21 protein-coding genes are annotated in these 17,422 nt (G+C 64.6%); 9 read left to right on the forward strand and 12 right to left on the reverse strand.

Annotation, left to right across the window (positions count from 1 at the left end; genetic code table 11):
- The coding region (locus A3K89_RS02370; protein WP_174551343.1) for a cbb3-type cytochrome c oxidase subunit I at nucleotides 1–334 on the reverse strand (334 nt) is incomplete at its 3' end.
- A gap of 199 nt (nucleotides 335–533) precedes the next feature.
- Here A3K89_RS02370 and A3K89_RS02375 point away from each other — a divergent pair.
- The 4 genes from A3K89_RS02375 (at nucleotide 534) to A3K89_RS02390 (ending at nucleotide 3,492) form a co-directional block, all read left to right on the forward strand.
- Nucleotides 534–1,625: an ABC transporter substrate-binding protein gene (locus A3K89_RS02375; RefSeq protein ID WP_068421288.1), complete on the forward strand. Its 1,092-nt coding sequence runs from the start codon at nucleotides 534–536 to the stop codon at nucleotides 1,623–1,625.
- 1 nt (nucleotide 1,626) lies between these two features.
- On the forward strand, nucleotides 1,627–2,100 hold the full coding sequence (locus A3K89_RS02380; RefSeq protein WP_068421289.1) for an NUDIX hydrolase: 474 nt from the start codon (nucleotides 1,627–1,629) through the stop codon (nucleotides 2,098–2,100).
- 273 nt (nucleotides 2,101–2,373) lie between these two features.
- A complete protein-coding gene (locus A3K89_RS02385; protein ID WP_068421292.1) occupies nucleotides 2,374–3,291 on the forward strand; it encodes an SPFH domain-containing protein in 918 nt (305 codons plus the stop codon).
- Between the two features lie 3 nt (nucleotides 3,292–3,294).
- Nucleotides 3,295–3,492 carry a hypothetical protein gene (locus tag A3K89_RS02390; protein WP_068421296.1) on the forward strand — a complete coding sequence of 66 codons (198 nt, stop codon included), beginning with the start codon at nucleotides 3,295–3,297 and terminating at the stop codon, nucleotides 3,490–3,492.
- Between the two features lie 40 nt (nucleotides 3,493–3,532).
- Here A3K89_RS02390 and nrdF read toward each other — a convergent pair whose 3' ends face one another.
- The 6 genes from nrdF to A3K89_RS02420 all read right to left on the reverse strand — a co-directional run bounded on the left by nrdF (nucleotide 3,533) and on the right by A3K89_RS02420 (nucleotide 8,807).
- Complete coding sequence (gene nrdF, locus A3K89_RS02395; RefSeq protein ID WP_068421299.1) at nucleotides 3,533–4,534, reverse strand: class 1b ribonucleoside-diphosphate reductase subunit beta; 1,002 nt, start codon at nucleotides 4,532–4,534, stop codon at nucleotides 3,533–3,535.
- Between the two features lie 51 nt (nucleotides 4,535–4,585).
- Nucleotides 4,586–6,748 carry a class 1b ribonucleoside-diphosphate reductase subunit alpha gene (gene nrdE / locus A3K89_RS02400; protein WP_068421301.1) on the reverse strand — a complete coding sequence of 721 codons (2,163 nt, stop codon included), beginning with the start codon at nucleotides 6,746–6,748 and terminating at the stop codon, nucleotides 4,586–4,588.
- Between the two features lie 38 nt (nucleotides 6,749–6,786).
- Nucleotides 6,787–7,251 carry a class Ib ribonucleoside-diphosphate reductase assembly flavoprotein NrdI gene (gene nrdI / locus A3K89_RS02405; protein WP_243636881.1) on the reverse strand — a complete coding sequence of 155 codons (465 nt, stop codon included), beginning with the start codon at nucleotides 7,249–7,251 and terminating at the stop codon, nucleotides 6,787–6,789.
- 23 nt (nucleotides 7,252–7,274) lie between these two features.
- Nucleotides 7,275–7,508 (reverse strand): redoxin NrdH, encoded by a 234-nt coding sequence (locus A3K89_RS02410; RefSeq protein WP_068421582.1) that lies wholly within the window; start codon nucleotides 7,506–7,508, stop codon nucleotides 7,275–7,277.
- Nucleotides 7,509–8,088: 580 nt separating this feature from the next.
- Nucleotides 8,089–8,211 (reverse strand): type B 50S ribosomal protein L36, encoded by a 123-nt coding sequence (gene ykgO, locus A3K89_RS02415; RefSeq protein WP_068421304.1) that lies wholly within the window; start codon nucleotides 8,209–8,211, stop codon nucleotides 8,089–8,091.
- A gap of 29 nt (nucleotides 8,212–8,240) precedes the next feature.
- Nucleotides 8,241–8,807: an NAD(P)H-dependent oxidoreductase gene (locus tag A3K89_RS02420; RefSeq protein WP_068421306.1), complete on the reverse strand. Its 567-nt coding sequence runs from the start codon at nucleotides 8,805–8,807 to the stop codon at nucleotides 8,241–8,243.
- 105 nt (nucleotides 8,808–8,912) lie between these two features.
- Between A3K89_RS02420 and A3K89_RS02425 the strand changes: the two genes are divergently transcribed.
- Nucleotides 8,913–9,509 carry a TetR/AcrR family transcriptional regulator gene (locus A3K89_RS02425; protein WP_068421585.1) on the forward strand — a complete coding sequence of 199 codons (597 nt, stop codon included), beginning with the start codon at nucleotides 8,913–8,915 and terminating at the stop codon, nucleotides 9,507–9,509.
- A gap of 6 nt (nucleotides 9,510–9,515) precedes the next feature.
- Here the strand turns inward: A3K89_RS02425 and A3K89_RS02430 are convergent, their stop codons facing one another.
- Nucleotides 9,516–10,280, reverse strand: coding sequence for a fructosamine kinase family protein (locus tag A3K89_RS02430; RefSeq protein WP_068421310.1), 765 nt, complete (start codon nucleotides 10,278–10,280; stop codon nucleotides 9,516–9,518).
- A 36-nt stretch (nucleotides 10,281–10,316) separates the two neighbouring features.
- On the opposite strand from A3K89_RS02430, the gene nadE reads away from it, so the two are divergent.
- Nucleotides 10,317–11,162, forward strand: a complete 846-nt coding sequence (gene nadE / locus A3K89_RS02435; protein ID WP_068421313.1) for an ammonia-dependent NAD(+) synthetase — start codon at nucleotides 10,317–10,319, stop codon at nucleotides 11,160–11,162.
- A gap of 19 nt (nucleotides 11,163–11,181) precedes the next feature.
- On the opposite strand, the gene A3K89_RS02440 is transcribed toward nadE, so the two are convergent.
- Both A3K89_RS02440 and moaA read right to left on the reverse strand, forming a co-directional pair.
- On the reverse strand, nucleotides 11,182–11,424 hold the full coding sequence (locus A3K89_RS02440; protein ID WP_068421316.1) for a MoaD/ThiS family protein: 243 nt from the start codon (nucleotides 11,422–11,424) through the stop codon (nucleotides 11,182–11,184).
- Complete coding sequence (gene moaA, locus A3K89_RS02445; protein ID WP_068421319.1) at nucleotides 11,417–12,487, reverse strand: GTP 3',8-cyclase MoaA; 1,071 nt, start codon at nucleotides 12,485–12,487, stop codon at nucleotides 11,417–11,419. Before moaA ends, A3K89_RS02440 begins: the two co-directional genes overlap by 8 nt.
- Nucleotides 12,488–12,730: 243 nt before the next feature.
- On the opposite strand from moaA, the gene A3K89_RS02450 reads away from it, so the two are divergent.
- The 3 genes from A3K89_RS02450 to A3K89_RS02460 are packed head-to-tail and all read left to right on the forward strand — an operon-like array spanning nucleotide 12,731 to nucleotide 15,311.
- Entirely contained in the window at nucleotides 12,731–13,915 is a 1,185-nt protein-coding gene (locus A3K89_RS02450) for a molybdopterin molybdotransferase MoeA (RefSeq protein ID WP_254303385.1), read from the forward strand.
- The gene (gene moaCB, locus A3K89_RS02455; RefSeq protein WP_068421324.1) at nucleotides 13,912–14,901 is read left to right on the forward strand and encodes a bifunctional molybdenum cofactor biosynthesis protein MoaC/MoaB; all 990 of its coding nucleotides are present in this window, start codon (nucleotides 13,912–13,914) and stop codon (nucleotides 14,899–14,901) included. The genes A3K89_RS02450 and moaCB overlap by 4 nt, the downstream gene beginning before the upstream one ends.
- 5 nt (nucleotides 14,902–14,906) lie before the next feature.
- Nucleotides 14,907–15,311, forward strand: coding sequence for a molybdenum cofactor biosynthesis protein MoaE (locus tag A3K89_RS02460; RefSeq protein ID WP_068421587.1), 405 nt, complete (start codon nucleotides 14,907–14,909; stop codon nucleotides 15,309–15,311).
- A gap of 1 nt (nucleotide 15,312) precedes the next feature.
- Here the strand turns inward: A3K89_RS02460 and A3K89_RS02465 are convergent, their stop codons facing one another.
- Together A3K89_RS02465 and A3K89_RS02470 are read right to left on the reverse strand one after the other, a co-directional pair.
- On the reverse strand, nucleotides 15,313–16,356 hold the full coding sequence (locus tag A3K89_RS02465; protein WP_068421327.1) for a CobW family GTP-binding protein: 1,044 nt from the start codon (nucleotides 16,354–16,356) through the stop codon (nucleotides 15,313–15,315).
- 11 nt (nucleotides 16,357–16,367) lie between these two features.
- A complete protein-coding gene (locus A3K89_RS02470) occupies nucleotides 16,368–17,417 on the reverse strand; it encodes an N-acetylmuramoyl-L-alanine amidase (protein ID WP_068421329.1) in 1,050 nt (349 codons plus the stop codon).
- Between the last annotated feature and the right edge of the window lie 5 nt (nucleotides 17,418–17,422).

Below are 17,422 nucleotides of genomic sequence, written 5' to 3' on the forward strand. Positions count from 1 at the left end.
TTTGCAGCGGCAGAATGTAGTTGCCGAATCCGAAGACGATCGGCGTTGCGTAGAGCAGCAACATGATCGTGCCGTGCATGGTGAACAACTGGTTGTACTGCTCGTTCGACAGGAACTGCATCCCCGGCACAGCCAACTCGGCGCGCATCAACAACGCCATCAACCCGCCGACCAAGAAGAACGCGATCGACGTCGCGATGTACATGATCCCCAACACCTTGGGATCAGTCGTCGTCACCGCCTTGTGAATGAAAGAACCCTTCGGTCCCATCCGCGGCGGAAACGGCCGTGCCGCTTCCACCGCGGGAGTCGGCCTAGGCGCTAGGGCAGTCACTGATCCTCCTGAAGATGCGTCCCGTCGGCGAGCATGCGAGGGCACGTCCGGGTGTCTTGCGCTACGTCGAATCGTAGACCTTGACTCGGCGCCTCGCCTCACCGGTCCTACCGAGTGTCGTACTCGAACGTCGCACCTGCCCGGAAGCGCGGCCGGATAGGGTGTGACGGCATCCGACTCCCGTTAGGAATTTCACGAGTTGTCCAGACAGTCGTTTCGGTCAGTCCCTGCTTCACTTCCGGCTCATCGCATCACCGCACTCGCGCTCGCGGTCGGTGTTGCACTGACCGTCACGGCATGCTCGGGCACCTCCGAGTCCGAGGACAACGCGTCGACCATCGTGCGTAGTACGACCAACATCGCGGGGGCAGGCGTCGTCGGAAACAATCGTCCGACGACCGGGCTGTGCCCCGCGACCGCGCCGCTCGACCCGACGGGCATCGAAGGTTCGGTGCGACCTGTCGGCCACAGCGAAGGAATCAGCGAGATCCCGGCGGACCCCATGCGCATCGTCGTGTTGGACGCGGCCGCACTGGACGCCACCTGCGCGCTGGGAGTGTGGGAACGCGTCGTCGGCGCGTCGACGCTGGATCCGGACTTCCGCGGTGACGGAGACCAGGAGTTGTATCTCGGTACCGGAATTGCCGAGATCCCCGGCGTCGGAACGGTCGACTCACCGGATCTGGATGCCATCGCCGGGCTGAACCCCGATCTGATCATCGGCGCCGACTCGCTGGGCACAGAGACCTACCGATCGTTGAGCGGGATCGCGCCGACGGTCTTCACCTCGTCGGATTCCGGGTGGAAGGGCACGTTTCTGCAGTCCGCAGCCGCGCTCGGACGTGGACAGACCGGTTTCGACGAGCTGGCGCGCTTCACCGCCGACGCCGAACAGGTCGGGCGCGATGTGAACGCCACCCAGACCCAAGCATCGGTCGTCCGATTCCTGCCCGACTCGATCGTCACCGACGGCCCGTCGTCGTTCGCGTCCGAGGTGCTCGCCGAGGTCGGCGTCGGCCGGCCGCCGTCACAGCAGGACGCCGAGAACACGGTGCCCGCCGACGATCTGTCCGCAGTCGAGGGCGACATCGTCTACGCCCGATTCGACGGAGACGACGGCGAGTCGTTCGGCACCGACGTGATGGACGGGGACGGCTGGAAGGACCTCGGCGCCGCGAAGGACGGTCGAGTGTTCGTCGTCGACGACACCGTCTGGTCGAGCAGCGGCATTGTCGCGGCTCGCGCGATGCTTGCGGATGTGACGAACTCGTTGAACGCGTACGTTTCCTGATATGCCGATCCCCGAGTTCGTCCTCGCCCTGCGCAGTCGGATCGGTACGTCGCCTCTGTGGCTGTCGGGGGTCAGCGCGGTGGTCCTCGACGCCGACGGACGAATCCTGCTGACGCGTCGCCGCGACAACGGGCTCTGGGCCATCGTGTCCGGCATCCTCGAACCCGGTGAAGAACCCGGGCCCGCCGCGCTGCGCGAGATCGCCGAGGAGACGGGCCTGGGCGCCGAACTCGTCCGACTCACGAGCGTCGACGTCACCGAGAAGATCACCTACCCGAACGGCGACGTCGCCCAATACCTGGACCTCACCTTCCTCGCCCGCCACACCGACGGCGAAGCCCGCGTCGCCGACGACGAGAACCTTGCGGTCGGCTGGTTCGACGTCGACGCATTGCCCGACGACCTGACCGACACCTCGCGGCTGCGAATCTCCAAGGCGCTCAGCGGGTCTGCGGAAGCCTGGTTTCGGCGCTAGCCCCCACCCCGCCCGGACCGAGGGCGTCCCCTGCTCACTCCGAGTGACCGAAGGCGCCCCTCGCTGGCATCCCGCGCCCAGCCCGCCCGGACCGAGGGCGTCCCTTGCTCACTCGAAGTGACCGAAGGCGCCCCTCGCTGGCATCCCGCCCCCACCCCGGCCGGACCGAGGGCGTCCCTTGCTCACTCCGAGTGACCGAACGTGACATTCGGTCGGTACGTGCGGCGGAAATGTGATATCACTTTAGTATCACTACGACGCAGGGAGACCGAGATGTCCACACCCACGACCGTCGCCGAGAAGCCGACGGGCACCCCCACGACGACGATTGCCGAACGCCCCGGTTGGGATCTGCCCGGTTGGTGGATGCTCGGGGCCGGCACCCTTCTCTTCCTCGGAAGCATCGCCGTGTTCGTTCCTGCAATCCTGTCCGAATCGATCCCGGGGGTCATCGGCAGCGTCGTGATCTTTCTGGTGGCGCTGACGGCATTGATGGGTCTCACCCTGGTGCAGCCGAATCAGGCTCGGGTGCTGCAACTTCTGGGCAGTTCGTACAGCGGAACGCTCCGCACGCCTGGGCTGCGATGGACGAACCCGTTGACCATCCGTAGAGCGATCTCCACCCGTATCCGCAATCACGAGACGGGTCAGTCGAAGGTCAACGATGCCGACGGCAACCCGATCGAGATATCGGCGATCGTCGTCTGGCAGGTGGCGGACACCGCATTGGCATCGTTCCAGGTCGACGACTACGAAGAATTCGTGGCCGTGCAGACCGAATCGGCGGTGCGGCACATCGCCGGCAGCTATCCGTACGACGCCGAAGGTCGAATGTCGTTGCGCGAGAACGCAGACGAGATCACGGCGGCGATGTCCGAGGAGGTGCACGCCCGGGTCAGGTCGGCAGGCGTCGAGGTCGTCGAGACGCGTATCAACCGTCTCGCCTATGCACCGGAGATCGCCCAGGCGATGTTGCGACGTCAGCAGGCCGGCGCCGTCATCGCAGCCCGTCAGCAGATCGTCGAGGGCGCCGTCGGAATGGTCGACATGGCGCTGTCGCGACTGGAGGAGAAGCACGTCGTCGAACTCGACGAGGAGCGAAAGGCCACGATGGTGTCGAACTTGCTCGTCGTCCTCTGCAGCGACCGGGATACTCAGCCCGTGGTGAACACCGGATCGCTCTACCAGTGACCCATGGCAGTCGAACGTAAGAAGCTGTTGCTGCGGCTGGACCCGGCGGTGCACGACGCACTGGCCCGCTGGGCCGCCGACGACCTCCGCAGCACCAACGCACAGATCGAGTTCCTGCTTCGTCGAGCGTTGACGGAGCAGGGACGAATGCCGAAGGACGCGGAGAAGATACGCAAACAGGGACGACCCCCGGGCTCGTGACGGCCCGGGGGTCGTCCCCGTCGCGACAACTACCGGAGGATCAGAAGTCCCAGTCTTCGTCTTCGGTGTTGACTGCCTTGCCGATGACGTACGACGAGCCGGATCCGGAGAAGAAGTCGTGGTTCTCGTCGGCATTCGGCGACAGCGCCGACAGGATCGCCGGGTTGACGTCGGTCTCGTCCTTCGGGAACAGACCCTCGTAGCCCAGGTTCATGAGCGCCTTGTTGGCGTTGTACCGCAGGAACTTCTTGACGTCCTCGGTGAGACCGATCTCGTCGTAGAGGTCCTGGGTGTACTCGACCTCGTTGTCGTACAGCTCGAACAGCAGCTCGAACGTGTACGCCTTCAGGTCCTCGCGCTCTGCCTCGGTGAGCTTTTCGAGTCCGCGCTGGTACTTGTATCCGATGTAGTACCCGTGCACTGCCTCGTCACGGATGATCAGACGGATCAGGTCTGCCGTGTTGGTCAGCTTTGCGCGCGACGACCAGTACATCGGCAGGTAGAAGCCCGAGTAGAACAGGAACGACTCGAGCAGCGTCGACGCGACCTTGCGCTTCAGTGGGTCGTCGCCCTTGTAGTAGTCGAGAACGATCTCTGCCTTGCGCTGCAGGTTCGAGTTCTCCTCGGACCAGCGGAACGCGTCGTCGATGTCGCGCGTGGAGCACAGCGTCGAGAAGATCGAGCTGTAGCTCTTGGCGTGCACCGACTCCATGAACGCGATGTTCGTGTAGACGGCCTCTTCGTGCGGGGTGACGGCGTCGGGAATGAGGCTGACGGCGCCGACCGTGCCCTGAATGGTGTCCAGCAACGTCAGGCCGGTGAACACCCGCATCGTCAACTGCTTCTCGGTAGCGGTCAGCGTCTGCCACGACGGGATGTCGTTCGAGACCGGGACCTTCTCGGGAAGCCAGAAGTTGCTGGTCAGCCGCTCCCAGACTTCCGCGTCCTTGTCGTCCGGGACGCGGTTCCAGTTGATCGCGGAGACGCGGTCGATGAGCTTGATCTTCGCCCCGTCCGCAGGCGAATGCGGTGCTGCTGTCATGAAATGTCCTTGCGTCGGTTCGACTCAGTCTAGATCAGTGAGCACTGCTCACTACAGCATGCAGCTGACGCAACCCTCCACCTCGGTGCCCTCGAGGGCCATCTGACGCAGACGGATGTAGTACAGCGTCTTGATCCCCTTGCGCCACGCGTAGATCTGCGCCTTGTTGATATCGCGGGTCGTCGCGGTGTCCTTGAAGAACAGCGTCAACGACAGTCCCTGATCGACGTGCTGCGTCGCCGCGGCGTACGTGTCGATGATCTTCTCGTAGCCGATCTCGTACGCATCCTGGTAGTAGTCCAGGTTGTCGTTGGTCAGGTACGGCGCCGGGTAGTAGACGCGACCGATCTTGCCTTCCTTGCGGATCTCGATCTTCGACGCCACGGGGTGAATCGACGACGTCGAGTTGTTGATGTACGAGATCGACCCCGTCGGCGGGACGGCTTGCAGGTTCTGGTTGTAGATGCCGTACTCCTGCACCGACTTCTTCAGCGCGGTCCAGTCGTCCTGCGTCGGGATGTGTACCTCGGCGTCGGCGAACAGCTTGGCGACGCGCGCCGTGCTCGGCTCCCACACCTGATCGGTGTACTTGTCGAAGAATTCACCCGACGCGTACTTGGACTGCGGGAAGCCCTTGAAGTACGACCCTCGATCCTTGGCGAGCTGATTCGACGCCTGGATCGCGTGGAACAGCACCGTGTAGAAGTAGATGTTCGTGAAATCGATGCCCTCGGTCGAGCCGTAGTAGATGCGCTCTCGAGCGAGGTATCCGTGCAGGTTCATCTGGCCGAGACCGATGGCGTGAGAGTCGTTGTTGCCCTGCTCGATCGACGGCACCGAGTAGATGTGCGTCTGATCGGAGACGGCCGTCAATCCGCGTATCGCGACGGCGATCGTCTTGCCGAAGTCGGGCGAATCCATCGTCTTCGCGATGTTCAGCGAGCCGAGGTTGCACGAAATGTCCTTGCCGACATGGCTGTACGACAAATCGTCGTTGAACAGCGACGGCGTCGAGACCTGCAGGATCTCCGAGCACAGGTTCGAGTGCGTGATCTTGCCCTCGATCGGGTTCGCCCGGTTCACGGTGTCCTCGAACATGATGTACGGGTAGCCGGATTCGAACTGCAGCTCGGCGAGCGTCTGGAAGAATTCGCGTGCCTTGATCTTGGTCTTGCGAATTCGCCTGTCGTCGACCATCTCGTAGTACTTCTCGGTGACGTTGATGTCGGCGAACGGGACGCCGTAGATGCGCTCGACGTCGTACGGCGAGAACAGGTACATCTCTTCGTTCTTCTTCGCCAGCTCGAACGTGATGTCCGGGATGACGATTCCGAGCGACAGCGTCTTGATACGGATCTTCTCGTCGGCGTTCTCACGCTTGGTGTCGAGGAACTTGTAGACGTCGGGGTGATGGGCGTGCAGGTACACCGCACCCGCTCCCTGACGCGCACCGAGCTGGTTGGCGTACGAGAACGAGTCCTCGAGCAGCTTCATGATCGGGATGACGCCGGAGCTCTGGTTCTCGATGCGCTTGATCGGCGCGCCGGCCTCGCGAATATTGCTCAGCAGCAACGCAACTCCGCCTCCGCGCTTGGACAGCTGCAGAGCCGAGTTGATCGAACGACCGATGGACTCCATGTTGTCCTCGATGCGCAGCAGGAAGCACGACACGGGTTCTCCGCGCTGCTTCTTTCCCGAGTTCAGGAACGTCGGCGTGGCCGGCTGGAACCGACCGGCGATGATCTCGTCGACGAGATCGGTTGCGAGAGCTTCGTCGCCGGCGGCAAGCGTCAGCGCGACCATGCACACACGATCCTCGAAACGCTCGAGGTAGCGCTTACCGTCGAACGTCTTCAGCGTGTACGACGTGTAGTACTTGAACGCACCCAGGAACGTCGGGAACCGGAACTTCTTCGAGTACGCGTGGTTGATGAGGAACTTCACGAACTCGCGCGAGTACTGGTCGAGCACCTCGGGCTCGTAGTAGTTCTCCTCGACGAGGTAGTCGAGCTTCTCGTCGAGGTCGTGGAAGAACACCGTGTTCTGGTTGACGTGCTGCAGGAAGTACTGGTTGGCCGCTTCGCGGTCCTTGTCGAACTGAATTTCGCCGTTGGGTCCGTACAAATTCAGCATCGCGTTCAGCGCGTGATAGTCCAGGTCGCTCGCCGACCGATCGGCCTTGACGGGTGCTGCCTCTGTGATGGTCGGTGCCACGGCGATCGCTCCAGTTCCTCGTGTGTTCCGGTGTGTGACTAGTGAATTTGTTCTGCGCGGCGGGACTCGCGTTCCCAGAAGTCCTCGAGCCCATCGCGTACTCGGTGAACATCCTCGGGCGTGCCCATCAGCTCGAATCGGTAGAGATACGGAACTGCGCACTTCTGTGAAATGACGTCGCCTGCAAAGCAGAACGAGTCACCGAAGTTGGTGTTGCCCGCTGCGATGACCGCTCTGATCAGAGATCGGTTGTGCTTCTGGTTGAGAAACTTGATGACCTGCTTGGGAACGTAATTGGTGTCACGTCCCAGGTACGTCATTCCCCCGCCATAGGTGGGCACGATCAGCACGTACGGCTGATCCACCACGAAGTTCTCAGGATGATGCAGGGGAATCCGACTGGCCGGAAGACCGAGCTTGACGACGAATCGGTGCGTGTTCTCGGACGCACTCGAGAAGTACACGATCGGATGCGTCGACCGGGGAGTGAGAGCGGAAGTCACACCTGCTCATCTCCATTTTCTGTTCAAGCAACGCTCGCGCTGAGCGCCTTGATGCGGTCGGGGCGGAAGCCCGACCAGTGCTCGTCACCGGCGACGACGACGGGAGCCTGCAGGTAGCCCAGCGCCATGACGTAGTCACGGGCCTCGGGGTCCTGCGAGATGTCGACGACGGTGTACTCGATGCCCTCTTTGTCGAGGGCGCGGTAGGTGGCATTGCACTGAACGCAGGCGGGCTTGGTGTAGACGGTGATGCTCATGAGGGGTCCCTTCTCCCTGGCCGAAATCGCGGTAAGTGTCCGAGATGTCGATATGCGCTGCGTGTTCTGTCGAGCGTTCGAGCCGACGCGTTCGTCTTCGAACTCGTCGACTTGCCCAGACCCGTGAACGTTCACAATTTCCGCGATCTCGGCAGGAGTTCCACCCGCTGCACAAGCCCATCGCCCGGTGGGATCAGCGGCTTGTCGCGTTGTGGCCTCTCGACGGTTCAAACACTACACCTAGTGGCCGACATATACCTACAACACGAGATGTTGCGAACAACATTGATGAAATTCCTGGTCATAGCCCTACGCATCTCGGAACGTCGTGGTCACGTCAGCGTGTCGCAGATCACAGGCTCGCGGTGACGTCGAACACAGAAGACGACGACTGCCGCCCGCCGTCGGCACGCAAGCCGACACGCCACACACAAAGGGTGAAAACTGCCTTCTCTCCGTCCGCACCGTCTCACTGGAGTGCCCCGAGCTCACCCGGCCCGAAACGTGCGAGACCCCCGAACTTCGCGAGTTCGGGGGTCCGGCAGAGGAAGCCCATTCAGCGCTGACGCGCTTCCACGTCTCAGCGCTGACGCGCTTTGAAGCGAGGCTCCTTCTTGTTGATGACGAACACCTTGCCGTGACGTCGCACGACCTGGGCGCCCGGCTTGTCTTTCAGCGATTTCAGCGAGTTGCGTACCTTCATGCGACAACCCTACCTGAAAACGATTGTCGTTATGCGCTGACCAGTTCGTTCGACGCCTTGACGAGCTCGGTGACGACCGTGGAGATCTGACCGGCCACCTCGGCGTTCTCCCGTGGGTGTCCCGTACCGAACTTGTCGATGGTGCCGCCGATGGTGAGTTCGACGTCCTCGAGCACCTTGCCGCCTGCGATGCCGACAGCCTTGCGGGCGTCGTCGTGCGCCCACTTCGCGCCGTTGCCACTGGGGGACGCGCTGATGACGGCAACAGGCTTGCCGACGACGGCACCCGCGCCGTACGGGCGCGACAGCCAGTCGATGGCGTTCTTCAGAACGGCAGGGATCGTGCCATTGTACTCGGGCGTCACCAACAGGAATGCAGTGGACTTCTCGGCGGCGGCGCGCAGCTCGAGAGCAGCGGCGGGAACTTTGCCGTCGACGTCGATGTCCTCGTTGTAGAACGGAACCTCGGCCAGGCCGGAGTAGACGACCACCTCGGCGCCCTCGGGGGCCAGCGATGCCGCGGTCTCGGCGATCTGCTTGTTGACGGAGTCGGCGCGGAGGCTTCCGACAAGTGCGAGTACCTGAGCGTTGCTCATGACGATCTTCCTTCGATGTATGGGTGAAAGCCGGTGTTCGATCAATTCCTACCACTCAACCGGACCGCGGTCCACTTTCATTCCCAACCGGGTAGACTGTCCGTTGTGACCGACTTCATGCTCCCCATCGCAGGCGAGGAGACCGAGCGCTGCGACGCGGCCCGCAACCGACGCCTTCTGCTGGATGCAGCTGCAGAGATGGTCGCGACCGTCGGCGCCGACGCGGTGACCATGGACGGCCTCGCCGCCAAGGCCGGTGTGGGCAAGGGCACAGTCTTCCGGCGGTTCGGAAGCCGATCGGGCCTGATGCAGGCACTCCTGGACCACACCGAGAAGGATCTGCAGGCCGCGTTTCTGTTCGGCCCTCCCCCACTCGGCCCCGGGGCCGATCCCATCGACCGCCTCGTGGCCTTCGGCCGCGCTCGCCTGGATTTCGTCCATGTTCAGGGCGAGGTGATGCGAGCGGCGGAGAATTCCCCGGGACTGCGCTATTCCGCGCCTGCCCACATGGTCAACTACACCCACGTGCTGAATCTGTTGCGCGCGGCGGGCGTCGACGGCGATCTCGAACTTCTCGCGTACGCATTGTTGACCCCGCTCGAGGCGACTCTCGTACTCCACCAGTTCCGCGACCTCGGAATGTCCATGGAACGCCTCGCCGACGGATGGGAAGCATTGGTGCGGAGGGCTACTCGCAACTGACGTGGTTCAGGAGAGTCGTGCGACGGCGTCGGCAGCCCGTCGTAGAGCAACTCCGTAGGAGGGTCCGTGACCGGCGGCATGCACGGCGAGTGGATGCAGCTGATGCAGTGGTACGCGCTGTTTCCAACCGTCCCGCAGCGGGTGCACCGACCGATATCCGTCGACGATGTCGTCCAGCAACGGCGCACCGAACAACGGGAGCATCGCGAGATCGGTCTCGCGGTGGCCGCCGTGCGCGGCCGGGTCGATCATGACGACACCCGATGCGGTCCACACGACGTTTCCCGTCCACAGGTCGCCGTGAATGCGCGCGGGCGGGTCGGCGTCGTCGAACACCCCGTCGGCCACCGGACCGCACGCGCGCTCGACGTCGGCCGCGTCCGAGGTGGAGATGTTGCCCGCGTCGACCGCGGTTCGGAGGAACGGAAGAACACGTTCGGCGATGTAGAACGCACCCCACGAGGGATGTTCGACGCTGGACATCGGCCGAGCGCCGATGAACATCTGACCCGTGAAACCCTCCGGCGGACAACCGAACTGACGCGCGCCTGCATCGTGTGCGCCGGCAAGCTCGGCTCCGAACCTGCGGGCGGCGTCGCCGGTGGGCGACGTCGGAATCAGCCGTTCCAGTTCGATGTGAGTTCGATCGACGTCCAGGACGTCCACCACGGTTGCTCCCCCGTCGCGAAGCCACTGCAAGCCAGCGGCTTCCGCAGCGAAGAAATCCGGGTGTGCACTGCGATCGGTCTTCGAATACGTATCGGCAGACATCGCGCACCAGCCTACCGACCGCCTTAGGATGGCCCGATGGCCCTTCTCCGTTCCGAGCTGCGTACGCGTATCCAACGCGAATTGGCAGTCCAGTCCACCATCGATCCCGCCACCGAGATCACCCGACGCGTCGACTTCCTCAAGGCGTACCTCCGGTCGACGCCCGCTAAGGGCTTCGTTCTCGGGATCAGCGGCGGCCAGGACAGCACCCTCACGGGCAAGCTGTGTCAGCGAGCCGCAGCAGAGCTGCGCAACGAGGGGGCAGAGGCCGAGTTCCTCGCCGTCCGACTGCCCTACGGGGTACAAGCCGACGAAGCCGACGCCGAGGTCTCGTTGAAGTTCATCGATCCCGACCGCACGGTCACGGTCAACATCAAGGACGCTGCCGACGCGTCGGCGGTGGCCGCGGCACGGGCGTTGGGCACCGAGGCGACACGAGACTTCGTGCGCGGCAACATCAAGGCCCGCGAGCGCATGGTGGCGCAGTACGCGCTGGCCGGGGAGCTCGGCTACGTCGTCGTCGGTACCGACCATGCAGCCGAAGCGATCACCGGATTCTTCACCAAGTTCGGCGACGGCGGCGTCGACATCACTCCGTTGACGGGGCTGTCCAAGCGTCAGGGCGCGGCATTGCTGCGCGAACTCGGAGCGCCCGAGAGTACGTGGAAGAAAGTACCGACTGCCGATCTGGAGGACGACCGCCCGGCCCTGCCCGACGAGGAAGCCCTCGGCGTCACGTACACCCAGATCGACGACTACCTCGAAGGCAAGGAGGTCGACGACGACGTCGCCGAGAAGCTCGAGCGAATGTTCTTGAACACCCGGCACAAACGAGCCGTACCGGTCACACCCTTCGACGACTGGTGGACCACCGAGAACTGAACCGTTCGGACCGAGCTCTCTAGCCCCCCGCGAACGGCGGCAGGACATCCACCCTGTCGCCGAACGTGGCGGTCTCCTCGCGCGTGAGGTCGTCACCGACGAGAAACGCCGAGACGCGCAGCACATCCGCCATGACGTCGCCGTGCCGGTGTGCCACAGCCGCTTTCAGCTCTGCGATCGTGCTGCCCGGCTGCAGATCGAACGTCTCTTTCGCGCATCCCGCCTTGTCGGCTGCTCCTGCGAAGTACCGAACCTCAACCACCGATCGCTCCCATGCTTCTGGCCGGCGGCACGAAATCGTCCGCATCTATTCCATGGCCCGCCCACTTGTTCCACATTGCACCGCGCCACAGATCTGCGATGTCCTCGTCCGACGCTCCCCCGCGCAGCGCCGCACGCAGGTCGGTTTCGGAATCGCTGAACAGGCATGACCGGACAGTTCCTTCCGCGGTGAGACGCGTGCGGTCGCACTCCGAGCAGAACGAGCGGGTGACCGACGCGATGATTCCGACGGTGTCGGAAGTGCCGTCGACAGCCCACTCCTCGGCAGGCGCCGACGGATCCTCACGGCCCACCTCGCGCAGATCGAATCGGGCGGACAGAACGTCGAGCAATCGAGCCGCGTCGAGCATGCGCGAACGTGCCCACTCGTGATCGGCGTCGAGCGGCATCTGCTCGATGAAACGGAGCCGGACTCCCTCGTTCAGACACCATTCGAGCAAATCGGCTGCACCATGCAGTGTTTCGGGCATGAGCACCGCGTTCACCTTGACCGGCGTCAGGCCTGCCCGCTTCGCGGCGCGGATTCCCGCGAGAACCGACGGAAGCCGATCGCGTCGAGTCAGCTCCGCGAAATGTGCTCGGTCGATCGAATCGAGCGACACGTTGACGCGGTGCAATCCGGCGGCGGCAAGGCGCTCGGCACGGTGTTCGAGGCCGACCGCATTGGTGGTCATCGCAAGCGGAACGCCGGGTGCACGGGCGGAGGTCTGCGCGAGTATGTCCGCGAGATCGGCGCGCATCAACGGCTCGCCGCCGGTGAACCGCACTTCCTCGACGCCGAGGCGGGCGACGGCGATACCGACCAGACGCGCGATCTCCTCGGCCGAGAGCAAGTCGGGCGCCGGGATCGGTGGCAGGCCTTCCTCCGGCATGCAATACGTGCAGCGCAGCGAGCATTTCTCCGTGATGGACACGCGAAGATCGCGAGCCACACGCCCGAAACGGTCCAACAAACCAGGGACGTTCGGTCGATCGTCGGTAGTCGGAACCGCGGTGTTCTTCACCGAAGGGATGCCGAGCCCGACGACGCTGCTGACGGTCATGCACACCTTCTTTCCACGCAGACGTGGTCGTCGAAACTTCTTCCAGTATGCCGTTCCCTTCGGAGCCTCGACGATCGCTCCCCCTAACGGGGTCGTTCCTGCAGGCTCCACTCCCGGCAGAATGGGGTCGTTCCTGCAGGCTCTACTCCCGGCACCATAGGGTCGTTCCTGCAGGCTCCACTCCCGGCCTAGGATCGGTCACATGACGAAATGTGTTGCTCGGACTGCCAGGACGTGTCCGGCGTGAGCGCGGCCTCGGTCGAGGACCACGCAGCCCACGTCCGCGAACTGTTGCAACCGATGACGAATCGGACCGCCGAATCGGTCACCGTCGCCGACGCGGTCGGCCGCGTCGCGCACACCGACGTCGCGTCGCCGGTGGATCTGCCACTGTTCGAGAACTCTCAGATGGACGGGTACGCCGTACGTGCTGCCGACATCGCCTCGGTGCCCGCGGTTCTGCGCGTCGTCGGCACCGTCGCGGCGGGCGGTGCGCACGATCGCACTCTTCAGCCCGGTACCGCGCTGAAGATCATGACGGGCGCTCCCGTTCCCGACGGCGCCGACGCGATCGTGCCCGTCGAGAACACGACGAGTGACGGCGACGACGTCACCATCAACGTGTCACGTGAGGCCGGCGAGTACATCCGTCAGCAGGGCAGCGACGTCCGCCGAGGAATGGTGCTGGTACGCGCGGGACAACTGCTCGCGCCCCGGCACGTCGCCGTCCTCGCCGCCGTCGGACTGTCGCACGTCGACGTGGTCTCGCGGCCGCGCGTCGCGGTGATCACCACCGGAGCCGAACTCGTCGACGCAGGCAGCGACCTGCAGCCCGGACAGATCTACGACTCCAACGGAATCACGCTCGCAGCGCACCTTCGCGCGAACGGTGCCGACGTCGTCGCGGTCCTGCGCAGTTCCGACGACCCCGAGGTGTTCCGAGGTGTTCTGGCGAGCGCCGTCACCGCAGCCGATCTCGTCATCACGTCCGGCGGCGTCTCGAAGGGCGATTTCGAGGTCGTCAAGGACGCACTCGAGCCCATGGGCGGCACGTTCGGATCCGTACGCATGCAACCCGGCGGACCACAGGGCACAGCCGTCGTCGACGGTGTACCGGTGCTGAACTTCCCGGGAAATCCGGTCAGCACCGTCGTCTCGTTCGTGGTGTTCGCGCGCGACATCGTCCGCGAGGCGGCCGGACTGTCGCCGCTCCCGAAACACACCGTGCCACTGAAGAATTCGATCGACTCGATCCGGGGAAAGAGACAGTTCCTCCGCGGCAGCGTGCAGGACGGTCATGTCTCGCTCGTCGCAGGACCGGGCTCACACCTCGTCGCCGCGATGGCATGGGCGGACGTGCTCGTCGACGTCCCCGCCGACGTCACTGCCCTCGATGCGGGCACCGAGGTATCGGTGGTGGCATTGTGAGCGGCTTCTCTCACCTCGACTCCGAGGGCCGGGCACGCATGGTCGACGTCTCGTCGAAGTCCGACACCACCCGAATCGCCGTCGCCGCAGGAGAATTGGCGACGACGGCAGAAGTCGTCGCTCTCGTACGCGCCGACGGTATGCCCAAGGCCGACGTGCTCGCCACCGCGCGCATCGCCGGGATCTCGGGCGCGAAGAAGACCTCCGAGCTCATTCCGCTGTGCCATCAGCTGGCGTTGTCGTCCGTCGATGTCCGGTTCGGGTTCACCGACACCACCATCACCGTCGAGGCCACCGCCAAGACGAAGGGGGCGACCGGCGTGGAGATGGAGGCACTGACCGCTGTCGCCGTCGCCGGGCTCACGCTGCACGACATGGTGAAAGCCGTCGACCCCGCCGCGACGATGAACGGCGTCCGACTACTGACGAAGGAAGGCGGCAAACGCGGCCGTTGGTCGCGCGACGACGCCGCAGCCGCGACGTCGGAACCGGCAGGGCCGCGGTCGGCCGTCGTTCTGGTCGCATCGACCGGCGGCGCGCGCGGAACCCGCGAGGACACGACCGGCCCGGCGATCGCACGATGGCTGTCCGAGCGCAACTTCGCCGTGCGCGGACCGTTGGTCTATGCCGACGCAGACATCGCAGCCGGCCTCGACGACGCCTTGTCGACGCGGCCCTCGCTGATCGTCAGCACCGGGGGTACCGGAGTGTCGCCCACGGACGCGACACCCGAGGCCACCGCGGCCGTTCTCGACCGCGAGCTTCCCGGCGTTGCCGACGCCATTCGGTCGAAGGGCACCCACGTCACCCCGCACGCGAATCTCAGCCGAGGGCTCGCAGGCCTGGCCGGGTCGACCGTCGTCGTCAACCTCCCGGGATCCCCGGGTGGCGTGAAAGACGGTCTCGCAGTACTGGATCCGATCGTCGACCACCTGCTGGCTCAGGTAGCGGGCGGCGGTCTCCACGACGACACAGAAGGACAGTGAAGTTCATGCTCGCCAGGATCTCGTCCGAACCGCTCGACGCCGCGGCCGTCGAAGCCGCCGTGTCCGGCCCGGAACACGGAGCCGTCGTCGTCTTCTCCGGGGTGGTGCGTGACCACGATGGCGGACAATCGGTCTCGGCACTCGAGTACCAGGCGCATCCCGACGCGGAGAAATTCCTCGAACGATGCTGCGCGGCAGTCGCATCGGAGTCCGGGCTACCCGTGGCCGCGGTACATCGAGTCGGCGATCTCGTCGTCGGCGACATCGCGCTCGTGGCCGCGGTTGCGTCCGCGCATCGCGCCGAGGCCTTCGCCACCTGTGCGACGCTCGTCGAGCGCATCAAATCCGAGGTGCCGATCTGGAAGCGTCAGCAGTTCGCCGCGGGCACGTCCGAATGGGTCGGACTGTAGGTCAGTTCTGCGACGTGTATCGATGCACCGGCAGCATCGCCGACGCATCGGTCGCGTCGCCGGGCCTGCGGACGCAATCGAGGAAACGCACCTCGGCGTACTCGGCGTCGATGTCGGTGCCGATCAGCACGATCCGCGTTGCCTCGACCTCACCCGGATCCCATCGCGCCGAATTCAGTCGGATATGTCGTCCGACCGTGTTCAGCACGTACTTGCCGCGGTACCCGTCGACATCGAAGTGCACGAAACCCTTGCTCCGATAGACGTCACCCGACGGATTCTCCAGTAACTCGACGAACCGACGAGGATCCATCGGCTCGTCGCTGAACAACGTCGTGGTCGAATAGCCGGCGTGGAGATGCGACGAGTGGTCGTCCTCCTCGTACAGAAGCTCGTCGAACGACAGCTGACGAGCCGCGGTGCGGTCGACGGTCCGTTCGGGAACGTCGAACAACAGTTGCGCGTCGACGCGTCCGTGTGCGGTCTCGAGGATCGGCACCTCCCCGACGATGTCGCGCACCACGTCTCGCACGACCGCACGCTCTGCGCTGTCCAGGCGGTCGATCTTGTTGAGCACCACCAGATCTGCAAGTCGGAGATGGTGGTCGATCTCGGGGTGCGACCGACGAGTGCCGGCGAACTCGACTCCGTCGACGACACCGACCAGGCCACCGTAGACGATGCGACGGTTCTCGCTGGCCAGGACGAGGCGGATCAGGTTTCTCGGCTCCGCGAGACCACTGGCCTCGACGACGATGACGTCGATGTTCGACGCGCTGCTCGCCAAGGCGTCGAACATCGTGTCCATCTCCGCCGCGTCGACGGCGCAGCACAGACACCCGTTGCCGAGGGACACCATCGAGTCGACCTGACCCGCGACCATCATGGAATCGATGTTGATCGACCCGAAGTCGTTGACCACCACGCCGATTCGGATCCCGCGGTTGTTGCGCAGCAGGTGATTGAGCAGCGTCGTCTTCCCTGAACCGAGAAAGCCCGAAACGAGAACGACGGGGATCTGACGGTCTTCTCGCGCGCGTGCCACGCACGAAGACGCTACTCGGGTGCCAGTATCTGCTGGAGCAGACCCTGAGCGAAGGTGGAGACGGCACCGACGTTGTCCTCGGTCACGAGGTCGGTCAGCCCGTCGACGCCGGCGGAATCGATGTAGGGCGCGATCCCGGCGAGCACTCGCGACAGCGCGCTCTCGCCGACGGTGGCACCCGCGGACGGAGACGCGGTCGTCGACGGAGACACCGACGCTGCCGGGCTTTTCGCGACGACGTCGGGTGTCTCGGACTCCAGCGACGACTCGTCGGATCCGGCGTCGGGACCGAGCAGATAATCGATGACGCCCGTCGACAGTGCGATCGCGTGCTTCAGCTGCCCCTCCGAGCTTTCGAGCACCGACGCGTCGTCCGGGTCGGAGCCGTTGCCCATCTCGACGAACACCAACGGAACGCTCGTCAGGGCGGGTCCCGCGACGTCGGAGCGCTCCTGGATGCCGTCGACCGCTCCGGCGTAGTTCGCGGGCGAGAAACCGGCCCTGGTGTACGCGTCGCGCATCGCATTCGACGCCGCGCGACCACCCGCGGACTGCGCGGCGTTCGCCGCCGCGTCGGGAATCGGCAGCGTCGGAACGATGAGGTGGAATCCGCGCTTGCCCGGATCGGATCCGGTGGACGTGGAGTCGGCGTGGATGCTGACGGCGACGTCGGCTCCGGACGCGCTCGCCGCTCTCGCTCGGTCGTCGACGCATCCGCCCCATCCGGAATCGTCGTTGCGCGACAGAACGACGGTCGCTCCGAGGCTTTCCAGGCTCGACTGCACCAGCTTCGCCACGTTCCAGTTGATGGTGTGCTCGGCGACGCCGTTCACCGTCGTCATACCGGTCGTCTGGCAATCCTTCGTACCGCCGCGGCCGTCGTCGACCTGCTTGCCGAGATTCTCGCTGTGGCTCGTTCCCTGGTGCCCGGGGTCGAGGAACACAGTCTTGCCTGCCAATTCGGTGCCGGTGGCGGGTTCGGCAGCGGCGACGCCCGGCGCCAGAAGCGCAGCGGCGACCACGCCCGCGGACCACACGCCGAGCAGCGCAGTTCTCTTCATCGCGA

Source organism: Rhodococcoides kyotonense, assembly GCF_001645385.1.
Lineage (GTDB): Bacteria > Actinomycetota > Actinomycetes > Mycobacteriales > Mycobacteriaceae > Rhodococcoides > Rhodococcoides kyotonensis_B.